This is a genomic window from Bacillus sp. TH22, from assembly GCF_016651015.1.
In the GTDB taxonomy this organism is placed as follows: Bacteria; Bacillota; Bacilli; order Bacillales; family Bacillaceae_G; genus Bacillus_A; species Bacillus_A mycoides.
In genome coordinates, this window is record NZ_JAEKER010000001.1 from 2,629,304 (window position 1) to 2,642,393 (window position 13,090).

13 protein-coding genes, 1 pseudogene and 1 riboswitch are annotated in these 13,090 nt (G+C 35.3%); of the genes and pseudogenes, 2 read left to right on the forward strand and 12 right to left on the reverse strand.

Going from position 1 to position 13,090, the window contains the following annotated elements; genetic code table 11:
* Positions 1-98: 98 nt before the first annotated feature.
* Positions 99-1,382 carry an MFS transporter gene (locus JFU18_RS13350; protein ID WP_002010215.1) on the forward strand — a complete coding sequence of 428 codons (1,284 nt, stop codon included), beginning with the start codon at positions 99-101 and terminating at the stop codon, positions 1,380-1,382.
* A 75-nt stretch (positions 1,383-1,457) separates the two neighbouring features.
* Here the strand turns inward: JFU18_RS13350 and JFU18_RS13355 are convergent, their stop codons facing one another.
* The 7 genes and pseudogenes from JFU18_RS13355 to JFU18_RS13385 form a co-directional block, all read right to left on the reverse strand.
* A complete protein-coding gene (locus tag JFU18_RS13355) occupies positions 1,458-1,709 on the reverse strand; it encodes a helix-turn-helix transcriptional regulator (RefSeq protein WP_003187029.1) in 252 nt (83 codons plus the stop codon).
* 71 nt (positions 1,710-1,780) lie between these two features.
* Positions 1,781-2,998: an MFS transporter gene (locus JFU18_RS13360; RefSeq protein ID WP_201034656.1), complete on the reverse strand. Its 1,218-nt coding sequence runs from the start codon at positions 2,996-2,998 to the stop codon at positions 1,781-1,783.
* Positions 2,999-3,064: 66 nt separating this feature from the next.
* Positions 3,065-3,646: a TetR/AcrR family transcriptional regulator gene (locus JFU18_RS13365; protein ID WP_002124986.1), complete on the reverse strand. Its 582-nt coding sequence runs from the start codon at positions 3,644-3,646 to the stop codon at positions 3,065-3,067.
* An 80-nt stretch (positions 3,647-3,726) separates the two neighbouring features.
* Positions 3,727-3,810, reverse strand: a pseudogene (locus tag JFU18_RS13370) (histidine kinase); the annotation flags it as partial.
* 129 nt (positions 3,811-3,939) lie between these two features.
* Entirely contained in the window at positions 3,940-4,182 is a 243-nt protein-coding gene (locus tag JFU18_RS13375) for a hypothetical protein (protein ID WP_201034655.1), read from the reverse strand.
* A gap of 13 nt (positions 4,183-4,195) precedes the next feature.
* Positions 4,196-4,510, reverse strand: coding sequence for a thioredoxin family protein (locus JFU18_RS13380; RefSeq protein WP_201034654.1), 315 nt, complete (start codon positions 4,508-4,510; stop codon positions 4,196-4,198).
* 167 nt (positions 4,511-4,677) lie between these two features.
* Entirely contained in the window at positions 4,678-5,040 is a 363-nt protein-coding gene (locus JFU18_RS13385; protein ID WP_075311927.1) for a DnaJ family domain-containing protein, read from the reverse strand.
* Positions 5,041-5,562: 522 nt separating this feature from the next.
* On the opposite strand from JFU18_RS13385, the gene JFU18_RS13390 reads away from it, so the two are divergent.
* A complete protein-coding gene (locus JFU18_RS13390) occupies positions 5,563-7,587 on the forward strand; it encodes a glycosyl hydrolase family 18 protein (RefSeq protein WP_201034653.1) in 2,025 nt (674 codons plus the stop codon).
* Between the two features lie 472 nt (positions 7,588-8,059).
* On the opposite strand, the gene JFU18_RS13395 is transcribed toward JFU18_RS13390, so the two are convergent.
* From JFU18_RS13395 to JFU18_RS13415, 5 genes are all read right to left on the reverse strand, one after another.
* Positions 8,060-9,592 carry an ABC-F family ATP-binding cassette domain-containing protein gene (locus tag JFU18_RS13395; protein ID WP_085308913.1) on the reverse strand — a complete coding sequence of 511 codons (1,533 nt, stop codon included), beginning with the start codon at positions 9,590-9,592 and terminating at the stop codon, positions 8,060-8,062.
* A 445-nt stretch (positions 9,593-10,037) separates the two neighbouring features.
* Positions 10,038-10,787 carry an ABC transporter ATP-binding protein gene (locus tag JFU18_RS13400; RefSeq protein WP_002139487.1) on the reverse strand — a complete coding sequence of 250 codons (750 nt, stop codon included), beginning with the start codon at positions 10,785-10,787 and terminating at the stop codon, positions 10,038-10,040.
* Positions 10,784-11,782 carry an ABC transporter substrate-binding protein gene (locus JFU18_RS13405; protein ID WP_002124979.1) on the reverse strand — a complete coding sequence of 333 codons (999 nt, stop codon included), beginning with the start codon at positions 11,780-11,782 and terminating at the stop codon, positions 10,784-10,786. The genes JFU18_RS13400 and JFU18_RS13405 overlap by 4 nt, the downstream gene beginning before the upstream one ends.
* Positions 11,779-12,552, reverse strand: coding sequence for an ABC transporter permease (locus JFU18_RS13410; RefSeq protein ID WP_002091231.1), 774 nt, complete (start codon positions 12,550-12,552; stop codon positions 11,779-11,781). The genes JFU18_RS13405 and JFU18_RS13410 overlap by 4 nt, the downstream gene beginning before the upstream one ends.
* Complete coding sequence (locus tag JFU18_RS13415; RefSeq protein ID WP_000082898.1) at positions 12,524-12,844, reverse strand: MTH1187 family thiamine-binding protein; 321 nt, start codon at positions 12,842-12,844, stop codon at positions 12,524-12,526. The genes JFU18_RS13410 and JFU18_RS13415 overlap by 29 nt, the downstream gene beginning before the upstream one ends.
* Before the next feature lie 101 nt (positions 12,845-12,945).
* Positions 12,946-13,048, reverse strand: a riboswitch (TPP riboswitch).
* Between the last annotated feature and the right edge of the window lie 42 nt (positions 13,049-13,090).

Sequence of the window (13,090 nt, forward strand, 5' to 3'; positions counted from 1 at the left end):
ATATATGTAAAAGTTATGTAAAAATCATCACTGTTTCTCTTTTTATAATTTTTATTTTTGTACACTGTTAGTAGAACAAATTTAAGGGGGAACATTATATGAAAAAAATGTCCAGACAAGAAAAAAGCTGGATATTGTACGATTGGGCGAACTCGGTATATTCGCTCGTCATTACAACTGCATTATTTCCAATTTACTTTAAAGCAGCTGCAAAAGAAGCTGGACTATCTGGCGCAACTTCAACAGCCTATTGGGGATATGCAAACTCGTTCGCTACACTTTTAATTTCTATACTCGCTCCTATTCTCGGCACAGTTGCTGATTATAAGGGATTTAAAAAACGATTTTTCACATTCTTCTTTGGACTCGGTATCGTATTTACAAGTATGCTAGCAATTGTTCCAACATCTCAGTGGTACTTATTACTAGGATGCTATATGCTCGCATTAGTTGGCTTTGCTGGAGCAAATATTTTTTATGATGCATTTCTAGTAGATGTTACCTCCGGAGATAGAATGGACCGAATTTCTACGCGAGGTTTTGCATTAGGTTACATTGGGAGCACAATTCCTTTTATCGGTTGTATTGCTCTTATTATTCTTGCTCAAAAAGGAACTATCCCTTTATCAGTCGGAATTGCTAGTCAAATTTCCTTTGCAATAACAGCTCTTTGGTGGGGACTATTTACGATACCAATGCTAAAAAATGTAGAGCAAACACACTATATTGAACGTCATCCAAGACCAATTGCAATGAGCTTCAAGCGCCTTGCTAATACGTTTAAAAATATTAAAGAATATAAAACTGTATTTATGTTCCTAATAGCTTACTTTTTCTACATTGATGGGGTAGATACAATTATCACTATGTCTACTGCTTACGGAACAGATCTCGGTATTAGTGCAACCAATCTATTAATCATCTTATTTGTAACACAAATTGTCGCTTGTCCATTTGCTTTATTATATGGAAAACTATCAGAAACATTTACCGGTAAAAAAATGCTATATGTCGGCATTATCATTTATATCATTATTTGCACATATGCTTATTTCTTAAAAACGACGTTTGATTTCTGGATTTTAGCAATGTTAGTTGCTACTTCTCAGGGCGGGATTCAAGCACTTAGCCGTTCTTATTTCGCAAAACTAGTACCGAAAGAATCTGCAAATGAATTCTTCGGATTTTATAATATCTTTGGTAAATTCGCGGCAATTATGGGTCCGGTATTAGTTGGTGTCACAACACAATTAACAGGAAAAACAAACGCTGGTGTCCTTAGTATTATTGTCTTATTTATTATCGGTGGATTCTTATTAACTAGAGTACCCGAAAATGATACGTCCGTTACACCACCTAATCCGAAAACTAAAACAATATAAGAGAAAGATCCCCTTCACACAAGAAGGGGATCTTTTTCTTATATTTTTAACGATAACGCCCCACAATTAAAAACTCTAAAGCTTGTACAAAAATAGTTTATCGACAGTTGTTCCTAGTACTTCTGCTAACCGGAATGCTAGTGCTAAGCTTGGATCATATTTATTATTCTCAATTGCATTTATCGTCTGTCTTGATACGTTACACTTATCCGCTAATGCACCTTGTGAAATATTATTTGCAGTGCGCAATTCATAGATTTGATTTTTCACACCGTTTCTCCTAACCTGTAAAATCGTTTTTACATCATCAGTATATAGTTGGGGCATGTCATTGTCAAAAGATTGCCACAAGAAAAGGGAGCAATTCTGCTCCCTTACAATAGCTATTTCGAAACTAATCAATTCGTCATTTCCTCTCGATTCACAATATCTTCTTTCTTTATTTGCATACGTAAAACCGGACCTATCGCAAATAAAATAAGTGCCATTGCTATACAAAATACAGTAACTAGTGAGGTCATCTCCTTCAATCCTCCAGCTAGTGAAGTTCCAATTAACATTGCCCCCATGAACAGTGGTAAAATCGTTCCATTTACTCTGCCAATCATATTTTCTGGTACGAGTTGAATCATAAGCGTACCGACAACGATATTAACACAAGCTAAACAAATACCTGTTCCAAATCTCATGAAACTAGTAATCCAAAATGATGTAGATAACCCTTCTACTAAAAATGATATCGCTAATATGCTCATACCGAATACAAGCATCTTTTTCGGATTCACTTTTGAAGCGAAAACTGCAGCAACAATACCACCAATTAACATACCGATTCCATCAGCTGCGGCTAAATATTGAACGGCTTCTTTTTCCATTCCAAGCCGTTCTATTACAAGAAACACTTCTAATGGATTCGTTAGTCCAACAGCTAAGCCCATAATGGTGAAAGTGATCGTAATCATACGTAAATTTTTCGTATGAAGAACGTATTTCCAACCTTCTTTTATATCATTTTTTAATGAACCTCTCGCCACTTGCTCTTGTTCCACCCATTTTGGTAAAAATGAAAGAGCGATAGCAGATAACAAAAATAAAATAATTAAGCTATATAGTGACGTAAATAAACCAAGTTGTGTGTACACAAGCGATCCTACCACTGGTCCAAAAATCATAAATAGCGACTGTAATGTTTGATTAAATGCAATCGCATTTGCTACCTGTTCTTCTTTTACATAGCGCTTAAATATACGTGAAGATGACGGCTGAGAAAACTGACCTACAATTGCGGAAACGAGTGTTGCAAAAAATATAGCCTGCCAATAATCAAGCTTTAGCAACAAGACAATTCCTATAATAGATAGTACGCTTAATACATCTCCAGCAACCATCGTTCTCTTCGGATTCCAGCGATCTGCTAACGCACCACCAATGAATGAAAAAATAAAAATTGGTGCATATTCCATAACCGATAATAAAGAAACTGAAACCGGATCATTATTCGTTCGCTCCATAATAAAATACAAAAGAGCCATATTTCTGATCCAAATTGCAAATTGTTGTAAAATATCAGATGCCATAACGAGCATAAATGCTCGGTTTTTAAATAAAGCTTTCATTTTCATTCCCCTTTCATAAACCGACCGTTCGGTCTAATTTATTTTGTAAGAAAAGCAACTGACCTATTATTCAGCTGCCATTCCTTTTAACAATACATCTATTGCCTTTTTATAAATACGTTTCAGCTCTTTATAATCTAACTCGTAGTAAAGTACTCCAAGCCCCGATAATAATCCATTCACAATATACATAAGATCACGCGTATCATCTTCTTGAAACTCTCCAGACTGTATACCTGCTTCAATTAATTTCTCAACCATCACATATGATTCTCTAGTTAAAGCTAACAGTTCATCCAGAATTTCTTTACTTACAACTTGGCTCATAGAGAATTCCTCTATTGCATTTGAAATGGGTTGCTGTATGTCCTCTACATAATATTCCGCGAGACCATATAGTTTTTCAGTACTAGTACTATACAACTTCTCTTTTTCATTCCATTTTTCAAGCCAATCATACGTATGCTGTTTCACTACAAATAAAAATAATTCTTCTTTACTTTTAAAGTGATAATAAATGCTTCCTTTACTTCTCTCTGTAATTTCACAAATCTCTTCCATAGATGTAGCTGCATAGCCCTTTTGTGAAAACAGACTTTCTGCTTTATAGGCAATTTCTTTCTTTATCTCTTCTGCGCTTCTTCTCATATTCACACCTCTTTAAACCGACCGTTCAGTCTAATAATAACAAATAAAAAACCTCTATTGCAAGAGGCTATACTCCTTATTTAAGAAAACGTACTTTCAAACCACATTCGAATCATATGTATTATTTCAAATTCAAATCCTAATTTAGTAAGAAATACGGTTCCCTTTTCATTTCCCCTAGCATGTTAAAAATATTTAATCAAACGTTTGTTTAACTGTTTTTATGCATATGTAAGCCAACTAATCAAACGTTTGTTTAAAAAGAAATACGCCCCCTATAAGGCGTATTCTCATCAATCACCACCACCGCAGCTACCTCCACTATCTCCACCAAAAGAACCTCCGCAATCATGTGAACCTCCATCGTGCGAGCTATCATTATCCGATCCAGCAAAGAAAAATAATGGTGATGAGCTGTTGGATGAATTATGAATGTTATTTTGTTTTGTAAGATTTACCTTCTTTTTGTTTGATCGAACTGCTGTTACGATCGTTCCAACTACAACAAATAATAGTATGACAATAATAAATTCCATATAAAAGCCTCCCTTAATCTTCGAATAATTGAATGGTTCTCTCTAAATTTCCAAGTGAAATGAAGCGCGATTCACGAAGGATCTCTTTTCCATTATAAAATAATAAAACTGTTGGCCCTGTAAATACTGCATATCGCCCCGCAATCTCTTGCATGTCTTGTAGTAATATTTCTACTTTCTCTACGTAATCATAATTCTCTAATACGCAATTTACTTTTCTTAACATAACATCACAAACACCACAATTTTCCGTTTTAATAAACAGCAGTACTAATTGTTGTCCTTCAATATATGTCGCTAATTCTTCTATCATTTCAAATGTATTCATCTTATCCCTCTTAGCGTAATTTACGAAATACTTTACCCCGCATTAACGAGCAGTAAGACTCCCATCTCAAAATTCAGTTGGAGCGAAGAAGTTAGGTGGGAGTCGGGCTGCTCGTTAATGCCCGATTGGTGAAGGCTAATAATCAGTGGGGGATGCCCCCCCACTAATTAAAGTTTCACTTTATCCTGATACATACGAAAAGCTGAACTATCTTTAATCTTTCTCTTTTCCATTACCTGCTGAAAACGCAGCGTTTTTGCTGTTAACTCTTCTTGTAATTCTTTTCTCTCTACTTCATCATAACAGCACGCAATTAAGTCTTCTATTTTTAATATATCTTTTTGTAGTTCCATTTCTGGTGGAATCATACCTGCATTTTTCAAGATTTTATAACTCATTCTAAGTTCTGGAGGTACCATTGAAAGGTCTTCTAATTGTAGTGGTTTTCCTTTCCCCGGAATATGATCGAGATCACCATTCCGTATTGCTTGTCGAATTTTTTCTTCAGCAATGTTCAAAAAGACATCCACACTATTCGCTCCTTTACATATTTTTACTATTATTTTACATGATATTTTCTCATCTTGCTACGCTATTACAAATTGACTTTATACAATTTTTTCTCAAATTTAATTACAAGGAGCCTTTTCCTCCCTAATCAATATTTTATTTTCATGTGTAGTCTGTATTAGAGCCATTTAATATTGAGAAAATCTTTGCGAATCAAATAAAGCGTTTACACCAAATCTTGCATTTGCTACGATTTAATCACCCCCAGCTCCCTTGTATAGACTTCGTGATGTCTGATCGTTTTTATCCCGCTTTAATGGGCAGTAAGACCCCCACCTCAAAATTTAGCGAAAGCAAAGAAGTTAGGTGGGGGATCAACTGCCCATAAAAGTCCGATTGGTGAGGGCTGATAATCAGTGGGGGATGAAGCCCCCCACTGATTAAAGTTTCACTTTATCTAGACGTTTCATACGTCTAGATTCACTTTGGTTTATTGGCGCATGCCTTTAAATATATCTTTTATTTTGAAAGGAGAAATGACTATGAGATCAAAAAAATTCACGTTACTATTACTATCCCTACTACTTTTCTTACCTCTTTTTCTCACAAACTTTATTACTCCAAATTTCGCATTAGCAGATTCACCAAAGCAAGGTCAAAAAATTGTTGGGTATTTTCCTTCATGGGGCGTTTACGGACGTAATTATCAAGTTGCAGACATTGATGCATCAAAGCTAACTCATTTAAACTATGCTTTCGCTGATATTTGCTGGAATGGAAAACATGGAAACCCTTCTACTCACCCCGATAATCCAAATAAACAAACGTGGAACTGTAAAGAATCTGGTGTACCACTGCAAAATAAAGAGGTCCCTAATGGCACTCTCGTACTCGGTGAACCATGGGCTGATGTCACAAAATCTTATCCGGGATCGGGTACAACTTGGGAAGATTGTGATAAATATGCCCGCTGTGGAAATTTCGGAGAACTGAAACGATTAAAAGCTAAGTATCCTCACTTAAAAACAATTATTTCAGTTGGTGGCTGGACTTGGTCTAACCGCTTTTCTGATATGGCCGCTGATGAAAAAACAAGAAAAGTATTCGCTGAATCTACAGTAGCTTTTCTTCGCGAATATGGATTTGACGGCGTTGATTTAGACTGGGAATACCCGGGTGTTGAAACGATTCCTGGTGGTAGTTATCGTCCTGAAGATAAACAAAACTTCACCCTTCTGCTTCAAGATGTTCGAAATGCATTAACGAAAGCTGGTGCAGAAGATGGTAAACAATATTTACTAACAATCGCGTCAGGTGCAAGCCAACGTTATGCGGATCATACAGAGCTAAAGAAGATTTCTCAAATACTGGATTGGATTAATATTATGACATACGATTTCCACGGTGGGTGGGAAGCTACTTCTAACCATAATGCTGCACTATACAAAGATCCAAATGACCCCGCAGCGGATACGAAATTTTACGTGGATGGTGCGATAGACATTTATACAAATGAAGGGGTTCCAGCGGATAAACTCGTATTAGGTGTACCTTTTTACGGACGTGGATGGAAAAGTTGCGGAAAAGAAAATAATGGGCAATACCAACCTTGTAAACCAGGTAGTGACGGAAAGCTCGCTTCTAAAGGTACTTGGGATGATTATTCTACCGGTGACACAGGTGTGTACGATTATGGTGATTTAGCAGCTAATTATGTGAATAAAAATGGTTTTGTTCGCGGATGGAACGATGTAGCGAAAGTACCTTATTTATATAATGCGACTACAGGCACGTTTATTAGCTATGATGACAACGAATCTATGAAATATAAAACAGACTATATAAAGACAAAAGGTTTAAGTGGCGCAATGTTTTGGGAACTAAGCGGGGATTGCCGTACAAGTCCAAAATATAGTTGTAGTGGACCAAAATTACTTGATACGTTAGTAAAAGAATTACTTGGTGGACCTATTACTCAAAAAGATACTGAATCACCAACAAACGTAAAAAATATTTCTGTTACAAATAAAAATTCAAACTCAGTTCAATTAAACTGGACTGCATCTACTGATAACGTAGGAGTTACGGAATATGAAATTACTGCCGGAGAAGAGAAATGGAGTACAACAACAAATAGCATTACAATTAAAAACTTGAAACCTAATACAGAATACACATTTTCAGTATTAGCAAAAGATGCTGCTGGTAACAAATCACAACCTACTTCTATTCTTATAAAAACAGATGATGCTAACACAACACCTTCTGGTGGAAATGGCAATGCTACCTTTTCAGTCACTTCAAATTGGGGAAGTGGTTACAACTTCTCAATTATAATTAAAAATAGCGGAACGACCCCTATTAAAAACTGGAAATTAGAATTTGATTATAACGGCAATTTAACACAAGTTTGGGATTCTAAAATTAGTAGTAAAATAAATAATCATTACGTAATTACGAATGCAGGATGGAATGGTGAAATTCCTCCTGGTGGATCAGTTACAATCGGAGGGGCAGGAACAGGCAATCCCGCCGAACTTGTAAATGCATCCATTAACGAAAACTAAACGTAACCTCCATTAATTATTTCACTAAAGTTTGAATTTAGGTTTGAGTGCTCTATCCTAAATTCAAACTTTTAATTTTATGAAAAATCACAATTTATATTATAATAACCTATTATAATTATATTTAGTTTCTAATATGAAGTTCGCGTGAAGTTCATCTGAATTTTACATGAATTTCCTTTAAGTTCTATTGTCTTCCCATACTAATCACATTATCCTTTACATATAGGAATCATTTCCATTCCATTTCAAACTATCTATATATATAAAAAAGATAGTAGCCTATTAGGGAAAGGCATCTAGTATTATTATAAATATAACAAAAGAAAAAGAACTCTTATGGTGCGCTTATAAGCGCACCATAAGAGTTCTTTTTCATACAATTCTCATTTGAGAGTTCTCGAAAATCATGTTAATCACAAAGAAAAGGCATTAGCTCATAAAAACTAATGCCTTTTCTTTGTGATTATTTTTAAACGTTCCATTTTTCGATATTCCATATTTTCGTTATCCATGCTTCATAGAAAGAGGGCTCATGTGAAACAATTAAAACTGTACCTTTATATTGTTTTAACGCTTCCTGTAAATCCGTCTTAGTCTCTGTATCCAAATGGTTAGTTGGTTCATCTAAAATTAAAACATTGCTTTTAGTTACGATAAGTTCGCATAATCGTACTTTTGTTTGTTCTCCTCCACTTAATAACTGGATAGGTTTTAATACATGTTCTTCTTTCAATCCGCACTTTGCTAATGCTTGTCGGATTTCTTTTCTTGTCATATCTGGTCTCCCTGCCCATACTCTTTCTAGTGCAGTTATTTCTGAGGAAAATTCCTCTTGTGCAAAATAAGCGGGTTTTACTCGTTCCCCAACAGAAACTGAGCCGCCTAACGGTTTTATTTGTCCTAGTAATGTTTTTAACATTGTTGTTTTTCCAATCCCATTATGACCAATAATCGCAATCTTTTCCCCTTTTTTCACTTGAAAATCCAATTCTGGAAATAACGGTTCACCATAACCAATTTTCAGTTTCTCTACCTGTAATATACGACTCACTGGCTCAGTATAAACATTAAAATCAAAACGGGCGCGAGGTACATCGTTAACCTTTTCAACCTTTTTCATTTTCTCTAATACTTTTTCACGACTTTTCGCTTGTTTCGCTTTACGAATTTTATTTTTTTGAATAAAACTCTCTAAATGTGCAATTTCTTTTTGTTGTTTCGCATACGCCGCTTGTAATTGTTTCCTTTGTAATTGATAACTTTGCAAAAAGGTTTCATAATCTCCCGCATAGCGCTTAACCTTTCGTTCTTCTAGATGATAAATAACATTCGTAATATTGTTCAAAAATATTTCATCATGCGAAATGATAATATAAGCTTTTTCATACACTTGTAAATATGATTGCAACCATTCTATATGTGCTGTATCTAAATAGTTAGTTGGCTCATCTAATAATAAGACATCCGCTTTTTCTAAAAGGAGTTTCCCAAGTAACAACTTTGTCCGCTGACCACCACTTAACTTTGAAACATCCTTTTCCAATCCTATTTCAAACAAGCCTAAGCCTGTTGCTACTTCCTCAATTTCTGTATGAATTTGATAAAAATTAGAATTCTCCAATATAGTTTGTAACTCTCCATACCTTACTAACAATTTCGCTACTTCTCCCGCTCCAGCCATCTCTTCTGTAAGTTTTAACATGTCACGTTCCAACTCATACAGGTTAGAAAACGCACTTTGCAAGTATTCTTCAATTGTTATGCCTTCTTGTAAATCTATATGCTGTTGTAAAAAGCCAATCTTCACATGTGGAAACCATTCAATTTTTCCATCATCATGTATAAGTTCTCCTGTTAACAAGCGTAATAATGTTGATTTTCCAATCCCATTTTTCCCTACTAGCCCAACATGTTCGCCCTTTAATAATCGAAAGCACGTATTATATAAAATGGTTTTCTCACCATATGAATGACTTACATTTTCTACTGTTAATATACTCATCTTTTCTCTCTCCTTTTCTTATGATCCATAAGCTAAATAGAGAGAACAACAGTATAAAGCCTTATTTAGTTATACATATAAAAATGGGTAAGGTGAATACACCTTACCCATTACATATTATCGTAAGAAAGGATTAAGGTTCTTTACCTGCTGTCTTCAATTTAGCTTCATCTTTAAAAATGGGCAGACTTCTCCCGTATCAAGCTAAAACCATTTGAAGAACAGTTGATAAAGTCATTTTATCCTTTCACTCCTTTAACGTTTGTTATATTAAGAGTATAAATCACTCTGTTATATTCTATTCTCTACTTTTTCTTTTGTTCCTTCTTCCAATTTATCCGATGTTAATGAACCCACTATTTCCCCTATAGATTTCATCTTTCTCCTTCAATAGAAAAAAGCCTCTTAACAGCAATTATACAAAAAACTGTTAAAAGACTTTTTTCTATTTTTTCATGTAAGGAGCCAATACTCTTAAAATTTCTTCCTTATCCTTCTTTAACTCAAGAGATGTTAACATATCCATCGTTCGCGGCCTAGGTAATTCCACTTGTACCTCGCCAACTATTGATGCTGGTCTTTGAGATAAAATAAATACGCGATCAGAAAGTAAAATTGCCTCATCTAAGTCATGTGTAACCATAACAATTGTTTGCTTTTCTTGATGCCAAGAATTTAAAAGCCAACTGTGTACTTCCATTTTTGTAAATGCATCTAATTTTCCAAAAGGCTCATCCAGCAGCATAATTGGCTTTTCACATAAATACGTACGAAGGAAACTAATTCTTTGACGCATTCCACCTGATAACTCATCTGGATAATGATCTGCATATTCATCTAGCTCAAACTGCTTTAATGCTTCCATTCCTTCTGTCAGCCTTTGTTTTTTAGGCTTTCCTTCAATTTCCAATGGAAGAACGATATTTTGCAAAGCCGATCGCCACGGTAGTAATAAATCTTGTTGCGGCATATAACTAACAACATCTTGTTTTTTTACATACTCCTCGTTATAAAACACTTCTCCGCTCGTTGGCTCTTCAACACTTGCAATCATATTTAATAATGTACTTTTTCCACAACCACTCGGACCTACAAAAGAGACAAACTCTCCCTCTTGTATAGAAGCACTAATATTTGCTAATACATTCTTTCCATCGAAAGCTTTTACAATATCTTTTATTTGTAATCCACTCATTTTTCACTTGGAAGGAATTCATTTGTAAAGGCATCTTTTACATCGATTTTCTTTTTAATAACTTTGTTGTCATATAAGAAATTCATGTAATTCGTCCAAATCTCTTCCTTCTGTACTCCCCACGCTTTTGCATCATCTTGATACTTTGTACTTAACCACTTTTGACTTTCTTGTACTAATTCTTTATTCACATCTGGAACAGCTTTAATTAAAATATCCGCAGCTTCTTTCGGTTCTTTAATTGCAAAATCATAACCTTCTGTCGTTGCCGTCATAAATTTTTTCACAAAATCTTTATCTTGCTTCGTATGTTTTTCACTTGTAATAATAACAGGACTATAGAAATCAAGCGCTGGATCTAAGTCTTTTACCATAATTGTATTTAACTCTTTTCCTTGACGCTTCGCTTCAATTCCATCCCATCCATAATAAATCCATTCAAAGTCTGCATCACGACCGATTGATTTAAAGAAATCTGTTTGTCCAAGAATAATTTTTTCAACTTTATTAAAATCAGCTTGATGTTTCTCCATAATCGTCTTTAACGTCGCTTCTTCTGCTGGTCCCCCCCAGCCGCCATAACGTTTACCTTCAAAATCTTTCGGTGACGTCATATTATCTTTTTTTAGAGATGCAAAAGCAGAGGTATTATGCTGAATAATTGCACCAACAGAAACAACTGGGATTCCTTCAACACGAGCTAATGTTACATTTTCTTGTGCGCTTATCGCAAAGTCTGCTTTCCCAGAAGCAATCATCTGCTCTGCCGTTACATTATCACCAGGCTGGATAATTTCTACATCAAGCCCTTGCTTTTTGTAATAATCTTTCGTTTGCGCTACATATAAGCCAGTATGATTCGTATTTGGAAACCAATCTAATACGACTTTTACTTTTTTATCTTTACTTGAACTTTCTTCTTTCTTCGCCGGATTACATCCGGCAACAGTTACTGCTAATAATGCAGCTAACATAATTTTTAAACCTTTTTTCATTTTCTGCCGCCCTTTCTGTATATCCATGGTGCTGTTATTCTTGCCATAAATTCAACAATAAAGTACAGACATAATGTCACCATGACGATAATCGCTGCAACACCAAATACTCGAGCCGTTAAAAAGGATTTCGTTGCTCTTGTAAGCATAACTCCTAATCCTTCACTGGCACCAAGCCATTCCCCAATAATCGCCCCCATCACACTATATGTAACAGCAATTTTTAAACCTGAGAAAAAGTATGGGAGTACCGCTGGAAACTTTACTTTCTGGTAAACTTGCCATTTCGTTGCCTTCATTGTTTGTAACAGTTTCAGCATATTTTTATCTACCGTTTGGAAACCTTCTAAAATGCTAAGCGCAATTGGGAAGAAACAAACAAGAATAACAACCATTACTTTTGGCAACATTCCGTATCCAAACCAAATAATAAATAATGGTGCGAGCACAACGATTGGAATTGTTTGCGAAATAACGAGCAATGGATTCATTAAAATCCGAAATAAAGGGATGACATCCATAATGATAGCAATACTCGTCCCAAGTAAAATTGCAAAAAACAACCCAATTATTACTTCCTGTAACGTTTGCACTGTATTCGGTAATAGTAAATCTTTCATTCCAATTAACTCTTGCACAATTGCAGACGGCTTCGGTAAAATCCACGGCTCAATTTTAAATAATGAAACAGATCCTTCCCATATAGCAATGAGAAGGATAAGCCAAATTGTTGTGATTATTTTAGATCGCTTCTGGTTTTGCATATTCATCACGGTACTTCCAAACTTTTTCGTCAATCGTTACGCCTGTACTTGGACGATAGTGAATTTTAATAGAAGTGATTACCTCTTCTGCTCCAGCATCGACGCAAGCTTGTTGCGCGCGTTTAATGACGTCAAGAAGTACATCTAATTCTCCTTCCAACGTTGTTTCCATTGCCCCTACTTCATAACGAACTCCCGACTGTTGTACAACTTCAATTGCTTTATCAACAACGGAATACACATCTTTGTTCTTCGCTTGTGGTACTACTGAAAATGAAATTGTAACTTGTTGTGACATAATAAAATCCCCCTTACAAAATATGGTTTCAAAAAAAGAAAAGGCTTTCCTACCATGTAGGAAAGCCTTGTATACAAGTTATTCTATAATAACTTATGCTACATCACTTTAAAGTAACTCCCTACGCTGGCATTATCCAGATCAGGTTGAGGGTCGATGTAATACTTACATCCTCTCAGCCAATTGGCTCCCCGGTTCTTAATTCGTTTTCATTGTAGCATGATTTATTTTATTGAACAAACAAAA